Annotated in this window: 12 protein-coding genes; 5 read left to right on the forward strand and 7 right to left on the reverse strand. The window is 73.9% G+C overall.

The annotated features are described in order from the left end of the window. Positions 1-216 precede the first annotated feature (216 nt). From ABZS40_RS20095 to ABZS40_RS20110, 4 genes are read right to left on the reverse strand one after another with little or no spacing between them, the layout of a single operon-like run. Positions 217-2,976, reverse strand: a complete 2,760-nt coding sequence (locus ABZS40_RS20095) for an FtsX-like permease family protein (RefSeq protein WP_354944766.1) — start codon at positions 2,974-2,976, stop codon at positions 217-219. Then, a complete protein-coding gene (locus ABZS40_RS20100; protein WP_354944768.1) occupies positions 2,973-6,137 on the reverse strand; it encodes a permease in 3,165 nt (1,054 codons plus the stop codon). Before ABZS40_RS20100 ends, ABZS40_RS20095 begins: the two co-directional genes overlap by 4 nt. A 7-nt stretch (positions 6,138-6,144) precedes the next feature. Then, positions 6,145-6,867, reverse strand: a complete 723-nt coding sequence (locus tag ABZS40_RS20105; protein WP_354944770.1) for an ABC transporter ATP-binding protein — start codon at positions 6,865-6,867, stop codon at positions 6,145-6,147. Then, positions 6,864-7,796 (reverse strand): ABC transporter ATP-binding protein, encoded by a 933-nt coding sequence (locus ABZS40_RS20110; protein ID WP_354944771.1) that lies wholly within the window; start codon positions 7,794-7,796, stop codon positions 6,864-6,866. The genes ABZS40_RS20105 and ABZS40_RS20110 overlap by 4 nt, the downstream gene beginning before the upstream one ends. A gap of 204 nt (positions 7,797-8,000) precedes the next feature. Between ABZS40_RS20110 and ABZS40_RS20115 the strand changes: the two genes are divergently transcribed. Beyond that, positions 8,001-8,993: an NAD-dependent epimerase/dehydratase family protein gene (locus tag ABZS40_RS20115; RefSeq protein WP_354944772.1), complete on the forward strand. Its 993-nt coding sequence runs from the start codon at positions 8,001-8,003 to the stop codon at positions 8,991-8,993. 36 nt (positions 8,994-9,029) lie between these two features. Here ABZS40_RS20115 and ABZS40_RS20120 read toward each other — a convergent pair whose 3' ends face one another. From ABZS40_RS20120 to ABZS40_RS20130, 3 genes are all read right to left on the reverse strand, one after another. Then, positions 9,030-9,887: a universal stress protein gene (locus ABZS40_RS20120; protein WP_354944773.1), complete on the reverse strand. Its 858-nt coding sequence runs from the start codon at positions 9,885-9,887 to the stop codon at positions 9,030-9,032. Between the two features lie 11 nt (positions 9,888-9,898). Further along, positions 9,899-12,292 (reverse strand): phosphoketolase family protein, encoded by a 2,394-nt coding sequence (locus ABZS40_RS20125; RefSeq protein ID WP_354944960.1) that lies wholly within the window; start codon positions 12,290-12,292, stop codon positions 9,899-9,901. 67 nt (positions 12,293-12,359) lie between these two features. Continuing rightward, positions 12,360-13,220, reverse strand: a complete 861-nt coding sequence (locus ABZS40_RS20130) for a universal stress protein (protein ID WP_354944774.1) — start codon at positions 13,218-13,220, stop codon at positions 12,360-12,362. Positions 13,221-13,372: 152 nt separating this feature from the next. Here ABZS40_RS20130 and ABZS40_RS20135 point away from each other — a divergent pair, with 152 nt between their 5' ends. From ABZS40_RS20135 to ABZS40_RS20150, 4 genes are all read left to right on the forward strand, one after another. After that, positions 13,373-13,609 carry an HTH domain-containing protein gene (locus ABZS40_RS20135; protein ID WP_030336062.1) on the forward strand — a complete coding sequence of 79 codons (237 nt, stop codon included), beginning with the start codon at positions 13,373-13,375 and terminating at the stop codon, positions 13,607-13,609. Then, complete coding sequence (locus ABZS40_RS20140; protein ID WP_354944775.1) at positions 13,609-14,187, forward strand: Clp protease N-terminal domain-containing protein; 579 nt, start codon at positions 13,609-13,611, stop codon at positions 14,185-14,187. The genes ABZS40_RS20135 and ABZS40_RS20140 overlap by 1 nt, the downstream gene beginning before the upstream one ends. A gap of 93 nt (positions 14,188-14,280) precedes the next feature. Continuing rightward, positions 14,281-15,285: a diacylglycerol kinase family protein gene (locus tag ABZS40_RS20145; protein WP_354944776.1), complete on the forward strand. Its 1,005-nt coding sequence runs from the start codon at positions 14,281-14,283 to the stop codon at positions 15,283-15,285. After that, positions 15,278-16,279, forward strand: coding sequence for a YihY/virulence factor BrkB family protein (locus ABZS40_RS20150; RefSeq protein WP_354944777.1), 1,002 nt, complete (start codon positions 15,278-15,280; stop codon positions 16,277-16,279). The genes ABZS40_RS20145 and ABZS40_RS20150 overlap by 8 nt, the downstream gene beginning before the upstream one ends. The last annotated feature ends 37 nt before the right edge of the window (positions 16,280-16,316 follow it).

A 16,316-nucleotide genomic window follows, 5' to 3' on the forward strand; every position in this document is an offset into this window, starting at 1 on the left:
TTGCAGTGCTCACCCGCCGGCGGCTACCGGACCGAGTTTCCGCCAGGACAAGACCGAAATCCTGCACCGACACCAACCCGGTAGCCCCCATTAGAGGACCCGCTACCGGATGACCGGTAGCGGGTCTCTGCGTTTCTGTTCCCTGCATTGGGAGATCGCCCGGTCGGCTCCTGCGTGGACATCCGCCGGACACCGCCGGGCCCTGCCAGTAGCCGGTCACTCGCCGGCGCGGAGCACCTCGCTCAGCCGGTCGCGTCGCCGCAGCGCCGACTCGACAGGTACGACAGTGGCGGCCGCCGCCAGCAGCGCCACGCTCACCAGGCCCAGCAGCCACCACGGCAGGACCGCCGCCGGGTCGGCGGCTTGACCGGTGAGCAGCCGCAGGTCGAGCGGGCCGAGCGTCAGGCGTGCGAGCAGCGCCCCGAGTAGCGGGCCACATACCGCGGTGACCACGACCGGCGGCAGCAGCTCTCCGGCGGCGACCCAGCGGGCGTCGCGTGGTCTCAGGCCGAGGGTTCGCAGCCGGGTCAGGGTCTGCCACCGCTGCGACGCGCCGGCGGCGGCGGCGAGCGTGAGGCCGAGCAACCCCAGCGCCAGCAGTACGGCGGCTGCCGTCCACGCCAGCCGTACGAGCCCTGCGGTCAGCGGAGCCACCCGCTGCGCCCGCAGCACGTCGGCCCGCAGCACGACGTCGGCGGCGACGCCGGTGTTCGACACTGCCCGCGCCGCGCCGGGGCCGGTCACCCAGACGGTATTCGGAGCAACGGGCAGCCCGGCGTCGGCGAGGGCGGCGGCGTCCACGATGACGACGTCGTCGGCGCCGCCGACGGAGGGAGCGGTACCGACCGCGGCGAGACGGATCGCCGGGCCGCCCTCCCGGGGGAGCTGTAGCGGTGTACCGGTCCGCAGCGCGCCGTCGCTCGATCGGACCAGCGCTGGCACGTCCCCGGAGCCAGGACGGGGTGCCGTGAGCCGGGCCAACGCCGGCGCGTCGGGCAGCGGAGTGGTGGCCAGCAGGCGCTGGAACGCGGCGGTGTCCACGATGACCAGGCGTGGGGTGAGCAGTGTCGACTCGGTGAAGACGCGTGCCGAGTCGGTCACCTGCGCGACGACGACCTGCCCCACCCCGGGTGCGGCGGCGATGCGCTCGGCGAGTGCGGGCGTGGCGGCCTCGGCGTCGGTGCCGATGTCGAGGCGGGCGTCGGCGCCGACGGTGCTCCACGCGCCGTCGCTCAGACCCCGGGTGACGGTGGCGCCGAGGATGAGCGCGAACGACGCGAGCGCCGTGGTGCTGACCAGAACCAGCAGCGGCAGCGCACGCCCGGCCGTTGTGGCCGCCTGGGCGGCACCGAACACGGCCAGCGGGTGGCGCGAGCGCAGGGCCTGTCGGAGTGCGAACCGCGCCCCGAGGGGCAGTAGCCGGAGCAGGACGAGCGCGCCGACGAGCGCGCCCAGAGTGAGGGCGCTGATCGGCAGGATCAGGTCGCCGGTCAGCTCACCGGTGTCGCCGTCGGAGGCCAGGGGCACTAGCCCGCGCTGGTGCAGTGTGACGAGGGCGGCGACCGCGGCGATCAGGACAGCGGCCTCCACGGCGACGCGGCGCAACTGGCCGGTGGCCCGGATCCAGCGCCGAGCGGCCGGGTTGGCGGGTTGGCGCCGGTCACGGCTGGCGCGGGCGGCGGCGAGGGTGCCGAACGCCGGCCCGGCGACGGCACCGGCCAGGACCACGGGAACGGCCCAGGTCCACGAGACGCCCGGAGCGGCCGCGCGGGCGAGCGCGAGCCCGACGGCGGCGGCCGACAGGGACACCACTGTGGACTCGATGATCAGTTCCGCACCGAGGTCGGGTAGCGCCGCCCCACGCTGCCGGGCGGCGCTCAGCACCGGGGTACGGCGGCGGACCAGCAGGTCGGCGGCGAGCAGCAGGACCAGCACCGTGGCGGTCAGTACCCCGGCGAGCAGGACGGCGGCCTGCGCGAAAGCGGCGCTGTTGCGCGCACGGGCGTCACGCAGGGCGGTGTCGAGCTGCGATTCCCACTTCAGGGACTGGTCGCGGTCGCTTGACGAGCCGGAGGCCGCCTTCAGCTTGACCACCTGGCTGGCGAGCGCCGCGGTGGCGTCCCTGGTGAGCGCGTCGGGAACGGGTGCGAAGTGGATGGTGCGCCGCAGTTGGTCCTCGTCGATGGCGAGCCGGGCGTCCGGTAACGACTCGCGTGACAGCAGGCCGGCGAATCGGGTGGTCCCCACGCCGTCGGCGCCGGGCACGGGGCGCACCAGCGCCGGGGCGAGTCGCCAGGCTGGGTCGGCGCTGTCCGCCGGTTGGTAGATCCCGCTGATCCGAACATCTTTGTCGCGCCCCTGGCCGTCCCTGACCGGGATTCGATCGCCGGGGCCGAGGTCGAGTGCGGCGGCGTCCGCCTCGGAGAGGCCGACCTGCACCGGCCAGGGCGGTCCGTCGTAGGGGATCTCGACGTACTGGTCGGAGACGGCGGGGCCGGGTGGGCTGCCGGCGATCCAGGTCACGTCCGGGCCGCCGGCGTCGCCGGCCAGGTAGGTGAACTGGAAGGTACGCGGCGCGCTGCCGTCGGTGATGGTGAGGATCGGGCCGTTGACAGCGGCGAGGGGCGGAAGCAGCGCGGCATCCAGATCGGGCCCGAGCGCGGATGTCGCCCGGGCGCGGAAGTTGTCGAGGTCCTCGGCGAGGCTGGGCATCCGGACCCGCCCGCCGGTCGGCCCGTCGTCGCGTTCCCAGTTGGCGTGTACGAGGACGTTCGAGTCGCTGCCGGCGCGGCGGACCGTGTCCTTGACGGCGTTGTCGGCGGCGGCGCGGAGCAGCGGCGGCGTGGCCCCGGCGAGCAGCGCGACGGCCGCGATGACGGCGGCGGTGAGCAGCAGCGGTCCGGCGTCGGTACGGCCACGGCCGCGAATGCTGGGCCAGTGCAGCGCCGGCCGCCAGCGGGTCAGCCACCGGTTCACGGTGCCACCCGCAGGTGAGCGGCGTCGGCCCGGCGGACCTGAACGGTGACCACGACGGCGACTGCCAGCATGCATCCGGCCAGCAGTACAGCGAGCAGCGCGGCCTCGGCCGGCCACGGCCAGTGTGGCTGGGCGGCAGGGACGGGCGCGGCGCCGGTGTCGGAGCGCACGAGCAGGGGAGCGACGACATAAGTGGCGAGCGCGCCGACGGCCGCGCCCGCCGCGAGCAGGGGCAGCAGGACTCCGGCGTGCTGGCCGAGCAGCACGGCCCGGATGCCGCGCCGGGACATTCCCAGGCCGCGCAGCCGAGTCACCTCGACGGCGCGGACCTGGAGATCACAGGTGACGTGCAGGACGACGCCGGCGAGCAGCAGCAGGGCCGCGGCCGGGACGATGAGCCGGAGCGCGGCCGGCACCCCGGCGTGCAGCGGGCCGCCGATGAGGCGGGCGGTCTCCGCCTCGCGGGTCGCGACGGCGCCCAGGTGCAGGGCGGCGGCCCGCTCGGCGGCACCGGGGCCGGCTGGGTGGCCGACCCACCAGGCGTCGACCGGGAACGTCAGGTCGCCGGTGACCGCGCGTGCGCGGGACAGCGTGTCCAGGTCGGCCAGGACGGCGACGGCGCCGGGGGCGGACGGCACGGTCGGCACGACCTCGGTGACGACGATCGGGACGGGCGTGATGCCGACAGTGACGCTGAGCTGGCTGCCGCTCTCGACACCGACCTCGCTGGCAAAGCGGGCGGAGACGGCGACGGGCACCGGGCCGGGGTCCGGGAAGGCGCTGGCGACGAGGGTCCGGGCGGCGTCCTCGACGCCGCCGAGGTCGACGGTCGCGGCCATCCGCAGGGTGGTTCCCGTCGGCGTGGCGGACACCACGACGGTCGGGTCGCGCAACCTGCTCGGGACCGGCGGCGCGGACGTGGCGGTCCAGTCGGATCCGTCAGCGGGCCTCTGCGCCGGCCCGGCGGGCGGGACGGTGAGTGTGACGGCCACGGCGACGGGTCCGCCGACCGTGTCGGTGGTGACCGGCAGGGCGACCGCGACGAGGCGCAGCCCGTCAGCCGTCGCGCAGGCGGGCAGCCGAAACTCCTGGCCGTCGAGCGGTACGGCGGGACCAGTGCAGGACGTGCGGAGGCCGGTGGCGTCCTGGAGCAGCAGCCGGGGCGTCACGACGAGCGGGCTGTCGTCGTCGGCGGTCCCGCTGAGGACGAGTGGGACGCCAGCCGGAACGGCGAGGCCGGTGACCCGGGTGCGTGGCGCCAGCGCGGCGCCCACGTCCGCCCATCCGCGGTCGCTGTCCAGGCGCCCGCGCAGCAGCGCGTCGGCGCGGGTGGTGTCGACGGCGAGCAGGCGTGGCGCATCGCCGGCGGTGCCGAGCCACTGACCGACGGCCGTACCACGGTCGAGGGCCGGACTCACGGCCCCCGCGGTGGCCGCGCTCACGACCGCGCCGTCTCCGGCCACCGGCGCCGTGCTGAGGGTGAGTGCCAGGTCGGTGCCGACGGCGAGCGCGGCCTGGTCGCGCTGCGACTGGTGCCACGTGTTGTCGAAGGCGAGGCCGAAGGTTCCGGCCGCGCAGGCCAGTCCGACGAGCAGCCCGGCGGCGACCGCTTGTGGTCGGCGGGCGGTCTCGGCGACGGCCAGTGGAAGCGCCAGCCCACGAGCGCGGAACGCCAACCGGTCGGCGCCGCGAAGGGCGGGCGTCACCACCCGCAGAGCCAGGGCGGCGCCTGCGGTGAGCAGCAGCGCCGGCGCGAGCACCCGGACCGCGTCGGCGCGTGGGCTGGCGGTGGTGGGCTGCGCGTACAGCTGCCACCATCCGGCGGCGGCGAACAGCGCGAGCATCAGGTCGGCGCCGGATCGGGCCAGCAGTTCACGACGGGTGCGCTGGTCGCCGGCCGCCGGGACGGACCGGATCGCCAGGACGGTGAGTACAGCGGCGAGCGCCAGCGCGCCACCGACGACCGCGAGGACCTGGGCACCGGTGATGGCCGGCCGGACGGTCAGGCCGGCGCCGTCCAGCGGCGGCAGGTGGGTCAAGCCGGCGTGCAGGGCCGACGAGGCCGGTGTCGCGAGCGCGGCGGCGACGGCGGCGACGAGCCCGGCCTCGAGTGTCGCGGTGGCGGCGAGTTGGCGACGGCTGGTGCCCAGGGCGGACCGCAGGGCGGTCTCGTCGGCGCGTATGCCAGTGGTCAGCCGGCCGGCGAGGACGAGTGCCGTCGCGGCCAGGACACCGCCGAGCACGGCGATGGCGAGCACGACGGCGGCGGTGACGTGCCGTTGGTCGTCGGCGGCCCGCAGGGTCAGCGGCAGTTCGGAGGAGACACGTGCGAGCCGGACGCGGTCGCCGAGGGTGCCCGCCAGCAGGCGGTCGGCATCGCTGACGGCCCCGGCCACGGTCTCCAGGTCGTGGCGGTCGGGTTGGGTCAGGTCCGGATGGGCGGTGACCTCCAGCCGGTCGACTGTGGCACCGGTGGTGACCAGGTCGGCGAGGTCGACCAGGAACGGGCCGTAGGCGTTGACCGGCTGCTGGAAGCGGCCGTCCCGGTAGCCGGTGGCGGAGCCGGCCGCGGCCAGCGGGTCGCGGTCCCAGCCGCGCCCGGGCAGCGGGCGTGCCACACCGACGACGAGCACGTCGATGGCCGGGACGGGCGCGTGGGCCAGCTCGGCGCCGAGGCGCACCCGGCTACCGGGGGTGAGGCCGAGCAGTTGTGCGGTGGACTCCAGCAGCACCGCGTCGCCAGGGTGCTGTGGCCAGCGCCCGGTGACCAGCTCGCCTCGGGTCGGCAGGTCGTCCAGCCCCGACAGGTACGCCTGGGCTCCGACGCTGGTGCCCTCGGCGAGCCCGGGCGGCAGCGCCCGCAGCACTGTCGACGCCCGCGCGGTTGTCGTCACCGGGAACGGTGCGAGCGTGGAGGCCACCGCGGTGCGGGTGTCGGCGGCGACGGACGGCGTGTCCGGGCCCTCGACGGTGCCGGTGTAGACGGTCACGTCGACGGCGGCGGGAGCGGCGCGGGCCATGGCGACCTCCAGCGCCCGCTCGACGGTGCGGGTGACCAGCAGGGTGCAGGTACCCAGCACTGTCGCGCCGATCGTGACGACCCCGAGGAGGGCTGCCAGCAACGGCCACTGCGCGCGGGCCCGCCGGCTGACCAGCCTCATCGTCGCGTCACAGGGCGTCCGGCACGGGCGCCGACGGCTGCCCGGCGGCCTGCTCGTCGAGGTGCCCGTCGTGGATGCGGATCACCCGGTCGGCCAAGGCCATCATCACCGCGTCGTGCGTCGATACCAGGACGGTGACGCCTTCGGATTCGACTATCCCGCGCAGCAGAGCCATCACCGACAGGCCTGTCTCGGCGTCCAGTTGCCCGGTGGGCTCGTCAGCGAGCAGAAGCTGGGGCGAGGCGGCCAGCGCGCGGGCGATCGCCACCCGCTGCTGCTGGCCGCCGGACAGCTCGGCCGGCCGCTGCCGGGCGTGGTCGGCCAGGCCGATCAGCTCCAGCAGCAACTCGACCCGCCGCTCGCGCTCGGCCGGGGCGACGCGGGCCATCCGCAGCGGGGCCGCGACGTTCTCCGCCGCCGACAGCACCGGGATCAACCCGAAGCTCTGGAAGACGTACGACACCTTCTCGCGCCGCAGCCGGGACAGGCCATCCTCGTCGAGCGCGGTGACGTCGGTGCCGTCGACGTGCACGGTGCCGGCGTCCGGGCGGTCCAGGCCGCCGATGACGTTGAGCAGGGTGGTCTTGCCCGAGCCGGACCGGCCGACGAGCGCCACCATCGAACCGGCGGCCACGTCGAACGACACGCCGCGCAGGGCGTGCACGACGGTCGGCCCGGTGCGGAAGCGCCGGTGTACGCCGCGCACGCTGAGCAGCGGCCCGCTGCTCATTCGCCGATTCCCGAGTCGGGGCGGATCGTGACGTGGTCGGGTTCCAGGGCCAGCCGGACCCGTCGGGTCAGCGCCAGCGCCTGGCGGAAGTCGCGGGGCACCTGGACCCTCCCGGCCCGGTCCATCACGGCGTACTCCTCGGCGACCATGTGCGTGTCGCCCTCCGCGTCGGTGGTGGTGCGGCGCAGCACCTCGCTGCTGGTGCGCCCGTCCCGGATCGCGACGGTCCGTTCGACCTGGCCGCTGACCTCCGGATCGTGGGTGACCACGACAACGGTGACGCCGTAGCGCCGGTTGACGTCGCGCAGCACGCCGAAGACCTCCGCGGACGTGGCGGCGTCCAGCTCGCCGGTCGGCTCGTCGGCGAGCAGGACCCGTGGCTGGTTGGCCAGCGCCACAGCGATCGCGACCCGCATCTGCTGCCCTCCGGAGAGTTGCCCGGGGCGCCGATCGGCGCAGTCGGCGACACCGAGGCTGTCCAGCAGTTCGGCCGCGCGCTCCCGGCGCTCCTTCTTCGCGGTACGGGCCGCCGTCATCGGCAGGTCCACCATCTCCCGTGCGGTCAGGTAAGGGATCAGATTGCTCGCCGTCTGCTGCCGTACGAACCCGACGGTGCGCCGCCGGTAGTCCACCCGGTCGGCGCGGGACATCGTCAGCAGATTCCACTCCTCGACCCGGACCCGCCCGGCGGTGGGGGCGTCGATGCCGGCCAGGATGGAGAGCAGTGTCGACTTGCCCGACCCGGAGGCACCCACGACGGCGACCAGCTCGCCGCTCTCCACGGCCAGGTCCAGTCCTTGCAGTGCCTGCACCTCGATCGAACCGGTCTGGTAGATCCGCACCAGGTTCTCGCAGACGATGAGCGCGTCCCGGCCGAACTCGGGCGCCCGCGCGGATGGCTGCGGCAGGGACAGCGGCGTGCTGGACATGCCCTTCTCCGTCCGGGTCGTGCGCCTCGGTTGCCAGTGCTGACGCAGATTGAAGCAGTTTCGCAATCGCCGGCTCTGTTGACCATGCCCGGGGCGGCTTTCCTGCATTCTGGGCGAGGGTCACCTCGGGGTTCTGCCACGAGCAGATCCGCTGCCGGTGAACAGGGGTGCCCTTCGTCGGCCGGTGCCAGCAGGGTGGAGCGCATGAGACTGCTGGTGCTGGGCGGTACGGGCTTCGTGGGCGGGGCCACTGTCACCGAGGCGGTGCGCCGCGGCTGGTCGGTGACGGTGTTCAACCGGGGGTTGCACGGCGCGGTGCCGCCCGGCGTACACCGGTTGCGGGGTGACCGCACCGCGCCGGACGGCCTGGCCGCGCTGGCCGGCGGCGAGTGGGACGTCGCGGTGGACACCTGGGACGGTGCGCCGCGGTCCGCCGGCGACGCCGCCCGCGCCCTGGTCGACAGGGTCGGCCACTACGTGTACGTGTCGAGCGGCTCGGTCTACACCGACCATGCCGTGGCGGGGTTGCATGAGGACTCCCCGGTGGTGGACGCCGACCCGGGCTCCGTCGACGGCGACTACCCGCAGCTCAAGGCCGGCGCCGAGCGTGCCGTGCGGGAGGTGTTCGGTCAACGCCTGCTGGTCGCCCGGGCCGGCCTGATCCTGGGCCCGGGCGAGGACATCGGCCGGCTGCCCTGGTGGCTACGGCGCGTCGAGCGGGGCGGGGACGTGCTCGCCCCCGGGCCGGCCGACCTGCCGGTGCAGTACGTCGACGTCCGCGACCTGGCGGGGTGGATGCTGGACGCGGGCGCCCGGCGGGTGGGCGGCACGTTCAACGCGGTCGGTCCTCTGGCGCGGACCACGATGGGCGAGTTGCTCGACGCGTGCGTGGCAGTCACCGGCGCCGACGCCCGGCTGCGCTGGACCGACCCGGCGTCGATCCTCGCCGCGGGGGTGCAGCCCTGGAGTGACCTGCCGATCTGGCTGCCGCGCGGCCACCCGTACCGGGGGTTGCTGGAGCAGGACGTGACCAGAGTGCTGGCCGCCGGATTGACCTGCCGGCCGGTGGCCGAGACCGTCGGCGACACCTGGCGCTGGCTCAGCGAGGTCGGTGCGGTTCCGCCCCGCGCCGGCCGACCGCAGCGCAGCTCGATCGGGCTGGACCCGACAGTGGAGGCCGCCGTGCTCGCCGCCTGACAGTGCCCCGGCGCACACCGAAGCGTTACGGCGTGGTCAGCGTTCGCGGACCACGGCGACCGGGCAGGCGGCGTGTTGGATGAGCTGTTGACTCACCGAGCCGAGCAGCATGCCGGCCAGCCCGCCCCGGCCCCGGCTGCCGACCACTACCAGCCGCGCGTTCCGACTCGCCTCGATCAGCATCGCCGACGGGCTTGTCGACTCCAGGTCGACGGTCACCGCCAGTTCGGGGAACGTTCGCCGCCACGGCTCCAGCGCCTGCTCCACGGCGGCCCGCTCGTCGGGCACCCCGGCCGCCCCGCCGGGGCCCGGTGTCCAGGCGTGCAGGACGCGCAGAGGCAGCTGCCGCTGCGCCGCCCGTTCGGCCGCGAAGCCGAGCGCCACCAGCGACGGTCCCGAGCCGTCCACCCCGACCGCCACCGGGCGGTTCGACGTGTCGGTCGCGGCGCTGCCAGCCCCGTCCCGGACCACCACGACCGGGCAGTGGGCGTGCGCGGCGACCGAGACCGCCGTCGACCCGGCCAGCAGGCCGCCGAAGCCGCCGTGACCCCGGCTGCCGAGCACCAGCATCCCGGCCTCGGCCGAGCGTTCCTGCAACACCAGCGCGGGCGGCCCGTCGTACACCTCGCCGGTGATCCGCAGCCCGGGGTTCGCCGCTGTGGCGTCCGCCGCGGCGCTGCGGACCAGGTCCTCGACCTGCCGGCGGGCGGTGTCGTCCGGCCACACGCCGGGGGCCACGCCCGGGCCGACCCAGCTGGCCACAGTCAGCCATTCGAAGACGTACGCCAGCCGCACCGGCTGGCCGCTGTGCTGCGCCTCCTCCACGGCCCAGTCCAGGGCCACCGAGGCGTCGGTGGAGCCGTCGTAGCCGACCAGGATCTCCGCGTCGCGCACGTCGGCCTCCTTCAGGGGGTGGTCGGGTCGGTTTCGCGGACCCAGCGCCACTCGGCGACCTGGGGGTCGTCCTCGCCGTACTGGCGGGTGTAGTCGCGGGCCGCCTGCCGGGCGTCGACCATCCGTTGGCGCAGGTGCGCGGCCCGGGCGGCCAGCCCGGGCACCCGGTCGATGACGTCGATGACCAGGTGGAAGCGGTCCAGGTCGTTGAGCATCACCATGTCGAACGGGGTGGTGGTGGTGCCCTCCTCCTTGTAACCGCGCACGTGCAGGTTCTCGTGGTTGCTGCGGCGGTAGGTGAGTCGGTGGATCAGCCACGGATAACCGTGGTAGGCGAAGATGATCGGCCGATCCTCGGTGAAGATGGTGTCGAACTCGTTGTCGGTCAGGCCGTGTGGATGCTCGGTGTCCGGCTGGAGTCGCATCAGGTCGACCACGTTGACCAGGCGCACCTTCAACGTCGGCAGGTTCTGCCGCAGCAGCTCGCCGGCGGCCAACGTCTCCAGGGTGGGCACGTCTCCGCAGCAGGCGAGCACCACGTCCGGTTCGGTGCCGCCGTCGTTGCTGGCCCACTCCCAGATGCCCAGGCCACGCCGGGTGTGCTGGATCGCCTCGGTCATCGTCAGCCAGTTCGGGGCGGCCTGCTTACCGGCCACCACCACGTTGATGTAGTGCCGGCTGCGCAGGCAGTGGTCCATCGTGGCGAGCAGCGTGTTGGCGTCCGGCGGCAGGTAGACCCGCACCACCTCTGCCTTCTTGTTGACGACGTGGTCGATGAAGCCCGGGTCCTGGTGGGAGAAGCCGTTGTGGTCCTGCCGCCAGACGTGGCTGGAGAGCAGGTAGTTCAGCGAGGCGATCGGCTGCCGCCAGGGGATGGCCCGGGTCACCTTCAACCACTTGGCGTGCTGGTTGAGCATCGAGTCGACGATGTGGATGAACGCCTCGTAGCTGGTGAACACGCCGTGCCTGCCGGTCAGCAGGTAGCCCTCCAGCCAACCCTGGCACAGGTGCTCGGAGAGCACCTCCATGACCCGCCCGTCGGGGGAGAGGTGGTCGTCGCCGGGCACTGTGGCGGCCACCCAGACCCGGTCGGTCACCTCGAACGCGGCGCTCAGCCGGTTGGACGCGACCTCGTCCGGGCCGAACAGCCGGAACGTCTGGGGGTTGGCGTTGATGACGTCGCGGATCCACGGGCCGAGCACCCCGGTCGCGCCGGCGATCGGCGTACCCGGTTCGGGTACCTCCACGCCGTAGTCGCGGAAGTCCGGCAGGGCCAGGTCGCGCAGCACCAGACCGCCGTTGGTCACCGGGTTGGCGCTCATCCGCCGGTCACCGCGCGGCGGCAGCGTCAGCAGCTCCTCCACCGGGGCGCCGGTCGCGTCGAACAGCTCCTCCGGCCGGTAGCTGCGCAGCCAGTGCTCCAGCTCGACCCGGTGCGCCGGGTTGTCGCGGACGCCCGACAGCGGCACCTGGTGGGCGCGGTAGGTGCCCTCCACCCGGGTGCCGTCGACCTCACGCGGGCCGGTCCAGCCCTTCGGCGTCCGCAGAATGATCATCGGCCAGCGGGGACGGTCGACGACTCCTCCGGAGCGGGCCCGCCGCTGGATCTCGGCGATCTCGCTCAGCACGCGGTCCAGCGTCGCGGCGAGGGTCCGGTGCACCCGGGCGGGCTCGTCACCAGCCACCACGTACGGCTGGTAGCCCGATCCGCGCATGAGGTCGAGCAGGTCGGTCTCGGGGATCCGGGACAGCACGGTCGGGTTGGCGATCTTGTAGCCGTTGAGGTGCAGGATGGGCAGCACCGCGCCGTCGCGTGCCGGGTTGAGGAACACGTCGGAGAGCCAACTGCCGGCCAGCGGCCCGGTCTCCGCCTCACCGTCGCCGATCACGCAGGCCACGAGTAGGTCCGGGTTGTCGAACGCGGCGCCGTAGGCGTGGCTCAACGCGTACCCCAGTTCGCCGCCCTCGTGGATCGAGCCCGGCACGTCCGCCGCGACATGGCTGGGGATGCCGCCCGGGAAGGAGAACTGGCGGAAGAGCCGGGACATCCCGGCCTCGTCGCGGGCCACGTCGTGGTAGCGCTCCGACCAGGTGCCCTCCAACCAGGTGTTCGCCACGATCGCCGGACCGCCGTGGCCGGGGCCGGTGACCAGCATGGCGTTGAGGTCGCGCGCCACGATCACCCGGTTGAGGTGGGCGTAGATCAGGTTGAGGCCGGGGCTGGTGCCCCAGTGCCCGAGCAGCCGGGGTTTGATGTCGTCGGGGGTCAGCGGCTCGCGCAGCAGCGGGTTGTCCAGCAGGTAGATCTGCCCGACGGTGAGGTAGTTCGCGGCGCGCCAGTAGGCGTCCAGCCGACGCAGCTCGTCGTCGGTGAGGGCGCGGTGCACGTCGAGCGCGGTCTCCATCATGCTGCCTCTCGCGGGTAGGAGTGGGGCGTCCGGCATCGAGCCTGGCCACTGCGGACGGCCGGGGTCAGGGCCGTTGGTCCCGCGAAGGGCGGGCGCCGGGCCCGGTCAGCGGCGCCTCGGCGAGGCCGCGGACGACGACCACCGGGGCCGGGGAGTGGTAGAGCAGGGACTGGGCGACAGCGCCCAGCATGGCCCGGCCCGGTTCGTCGCCGCGGGCGGCGACCAGCGCCACCTGCGCGCTGCGGGAGGTGTCGATCAGCACCTCGGCGGGGTCGCCGCGTACCACGCGACACTCGGTCGGCACCGCGCTGCGGCGGCCGATGTGGCGGTCCAGCGCTTCGCTGAGCTGCTCGGTGACCGCGTCGGTGTCCTCGTCGTACTCCACCGCCCGCAGCGCCAGCAGTCGGGCGTCCCGGCGGGCCGCGCACTCCACGGCCCACTGCAGGGCGAGGTGCGAGCTGGGTGAGCCGTCCACTCCGACCAGCACCGGGCCCTGTGGCGGCGGCTCACGGCGGACCACCAACAGCGGGCAGCCGGCCCGTGCGGCCAACTGCACGGCAGGCGTCTCGGCCGGAACGCTCTGGCCGCTGCCCGCCATTCCGCTGTCGCCGACGGCCAGCAGGAAGCTGCCCTCCGAGCGGCGGATGAGGGTGGGCAGCATGGCGCTCTCGACGATCTCCCCGCGTACGGTCAGCCCTGGCTCGGTCTGGTGGGCGAGCTGAGCGGCGCGGGCGATCAGTTTCTCGGCCTGGTCGCGGGGTGCGGCGACGGTGTCCGCGGCGAAGGCCGCGCGCCAGTCGAAGGTGTGCAGCAGGTGCAGTGGCCGGCCGTGTCCGGCGGCCTCCTGCGCGGCCTGTTCGACGACCGGGAGGTCGAGTTCCGACCCGAGGCCAACCAGCACCGCTGCGTCGGCGGGTGCGGCCATCCGATATCACCTCCCGGGCGTCGCGCCCGGCACGACCAAGCTGTCCCTGACCGAGGGTAGTCGGATGAACACGGCAGCGGGTCCGATCCGCTGCGGCCGCCGCTCGTCAACCAGGGTTGACAGGCGATGGGTTGTCAACGTATGTTGACGGCATGAGTCAGGCGACAGAACTCGCGGCGGCAGCCGGCAGCACCGACCCCCGGGTCGGGCTGCGCGCCGTCCGCGCGCTACGCCGGCTGCTCGAGCGGCTCGAGGTGGTCCAGGTCGACAACGCCCGACGACAGGGCTGGTCCTGGCAGGAGATCGCCGACACGCTCGAGGTCAGCCGGCAGGCAGTGCACAAGAAGCACGCCGGGCGACCGGCGGTCAACTCATCCTGGGAGGCGTGATGTTCGAACGATTCACCGACCGGGCGCGCGACGTGGTGCGACGGGCGCTGGAGGAGGCGCGGGTCGAGGGCCAGCGGCCGGTCGGCACCGAGCACCTGCTGCTCGCCCTGCTCGCCGACGACGCCGGGCTGGCCAGCCGGGTGCTTGCCGACGCCGGGGTGCACGCCGACGACCTTCGCGAACGCGTCCGGCGACACACCGCCAGCGGCGGCGTCGGCCTCGGCGACGCGGACGCGGCGGCCCTGCGGGAGATCGGCATCGACCTGGCCGCGATCGTGGCCCGCATCGAGCAGTCCTTCGGCCCGGACGCGCTACGGGAGGCGGTGCCGGCGCCGCGTCGCCGGTGGGGGCGTAAGCGGTACCTCGGCGGCCCGTTCTCGCCCCGCTCGAAGAAGGCGCTGGAGTTGTCACTGCGGGAGGCCATCCGGCTGCGCCACCGCCACATCGGCACCGAGCACATCCTGCTCGGGGTGCTTCGGGAGGGCAACGGGCTGGGCGCGTTGGTGCTCACCGAGTCCGGGGTCGACCTCGATGATCTGCGCCGGCGGGTGGAGCTCGCACTGCGGGCGGCGGCCTGACGGGTGAGGTCGGGTTGAAACCTGTCTGTGGCACTTCCGACGCGTGCCGGTCGCCGGGTCGCTGAAGCCGTCTGGGTGCTGCACACTGGCGCCGTGGATTCTCGACAGGACAGGCGGCCCTCGGGCGGCGACGGCGGGTTGCGCTCCGCGGTGGTGGTCAACCCGGTCAAGGTCGACGATCTCGACGAGTTGCGCCGTACCGTCGACGACGCCCTGACCGCGGCCGGCTGGCCCGCGCCGCAGTGGTACGAGACGACAGTCGACGACCCGGGTCGCGGCCAGACCGAGCAGGCCGTCAAGGACGGCGTCGACCTGGTCTTCGCCTGCGGGGGCGACGGCACAGTGATGTCCTGCGTCAGCGGGTTGGTCGGCACCGACGTGGCCCTCGCCGTGCTGCCGCAGGGCACCGGCAACCTGCTCGCCGCCAACCTGGGGCTCTCCACCGACCTGGCCGCCGGGTTGCAGGTCGCCGTCGAACGCGGCCGACGGCTGCTCGACGTCGGCGCTGTCGAGGACAAGTACTTCACGGTGATGGCCGGCATGGGCTTCGACGCCCAGATGCTCGAAGCCACCAACGAGACCACCAAGGCCCGCATCGGCTGGCCGGCATACGTGATGGGTGCCGCCCGTCACCTGCGGGACCGGCCGATGCGGGTGCAGATCCGCGTCGACGACCGGCCGCCGATGCGCCGCCGGGCCCGTTCGGTCCTGATCGCCAACGTCGGCCGGCTGCAGGGCGGCGTGACCCTGCTGACGGAGGCCGAGCCGGACGACGGCTGGCTCGACGTCGCCGTGCTCACTCCGCACAACCTGCGGCACTGGCTCGCGCTCGGCTGGGCGGTGATCCGCCGCAGCGGCCAGGTGCCGCGGCTGGAGGTGTTCCGGGGCAAGCGCGTGGTGGTCTCCAGCAACCGGGCCCACCCCCGGGAGTTGGACGGTGACCTCATCGCCCCGGGCCGGCACCTCGAGGCCGAGGTCCGGCCCCAGGCGCTCTGGCTCTGCGTCCCCCAGCCCGAGGACGCCCCCGACCTGGCCGTCGACGCGCAAGGCGCCGGGGAGCGGGGCGAGCAGCTGATCGAGGAAGCGCGCCGTGAGTAGCACCCGGATCGTGCCGGAGACCCGGCTGATGGCCGACGAGGAGCTGTCCGCCGACGACGCCTGGCACACACTGCGCCGGCACGGCGGCTGGCACCTGCTGCGGGACGCGTTCATCCGGTTCCGCTACGGCGACGGGTTCAGCCACTCCCGGGCCTTCGCGCTCCAACTCTGCCTCGCCGTGGTGCCGTTCCTGATCGCTCTCACCGGCCTCATCAGCGAGCTGGGCGTCGAGGAGGGCGGCCGGGTGGTCGCCGACACCGTCCTGGCGCTCACCCCCGGGCAGAGCGCGCAGATGGTCTCCGAGCTGCTCGGCGAGGGCGAGCGCGTCGAGGACGCCGGGGAGTTGGCGCTCACCCTCGGTCTGCTCACCGGCCTGTTCGCGCTCACCACCACGATGGCCCAGATCGAGCGGGGCGCCAACCGCATCTACGGCGTCGAGCGGGACCGCCCGGCGCTGCGCAAATACCTGCGGGCAGCCGTCCTGGCCGTCACCGCCGGCCTGCCCGCGCTCGCCGGCTTCCTGATCCTGGTCGGCGGCGGCGCGATCGGCGACTCGGTCCGCGAACACTACGAGTGGGGCGCCCTCGCCAACGGCATCTGGGACGTGATCCGCTTTCCGCTGAGTCTCGGGCTGACCGTCGTCGCCGTCGCCGTGCTGTTCCGACACGCGCCGCGCCGCAACCAGCCCGGCCTGTCCTGGCTGTTCTTCGGCGCCGGCATCGCCACGGCGCTGTGGTGGCTGGCCAGCCTGCTGCTCGCCGCGTACGTGCGGTTCAGTGACGGTTTCGGGCAGACCTACGGCGCCCTGACCGGCATGATGGCGCTGCTGCTCTGGGCCAACCTGACCGGGATGGCGCTCTTCGGTGGGCTGGCCTTCGCCGCCCAACTGGAGGCGGTTCGCATCGGGGCGAAAGAGCCCGCCCAACCGGACCTGTGGGAGCCCGACCCGGACCGCGCCGAGCTGTACGACACCGGGGACATGTCGGCGCTCTAGCGGCACCTCGCGTGTACGGGGCACGCGGATCGGGTAA

The organism is Micromonospora sp. NPDC005324, from assembly GCF_040607155.1.
Taxonomy (GTDB): Bacteria; Actinomycetota; Actinomycetes; order Mycobacteriales; family Micromonosporaceae; genus Micromonospora; species Micromonospora trifolii.

What these genes read in the sequence shown, in the direction of transcription:
- ABZS40_RS20100 (WP_354944768.1), bottom strand. Translation starts at nt 6,137, where the DNA reads ATGAGGCTGGTCAGCCGGCGGGCCCGCGCGCAGTGGCCGTTGCTGGCA.
- ABZS40_RS20105 (WP_354944770.1), bottom strand. Translation starts at nt 6,867, where the DNA reads ATGAGCAGCGGGCCGCTGCTCAGCGTGCGCGGCGTACACCGGCGCTTC.
- ABZS40_RS20110 (WP_354944771.1), bottom strand. Translation starts at nt 7,796, where the DNA reads ATGTCCAGCACGCCGCTGTCCCTGCCGCAGCCATCCGCGCGGGCGCCC.
- ABZS40_RS20115 (WP_354944772.1), top strand. Translation starts at nt 8,001, where the DNA reads ATGAGACTGCTGGTGCTGGGCGGTACGGGCTTCGTGGGCGGGGCCACT.
- ABZS40_RS20125 (WP_354944960.1), bottom strand. Translation starts at nt 12,292, where the DNA reads ATGGAGACCGCGCTCGACGTGCACCGCGCCCTCACCGACGACGAGCTG.
- ABZS40_RS20130 (WP_354944774.1), bottom strand. Translation starts at nt 13,220, where the DNA reads ATGGCCGCACCCGCCGACGCAGCGGTGCTGGTTGGCCTCGGGTCGGAA.
- ABZS40_RS20135 (WP_030336062.1), top strand. Translation starts at nt 13,373, where the DNA reads ATGAGTCAGGCGACAGAACTCGCGGCGGCAGCCGGCAGCACCGACCCC.
- ABZS40_RS20140 (WP_354944775.1), top strand. Translation starts at nt 13,609, where the DNA reads ATGTTCGAACGATTCACCGACCGGGCGCGCGACGTGGTGCGACGGGCG.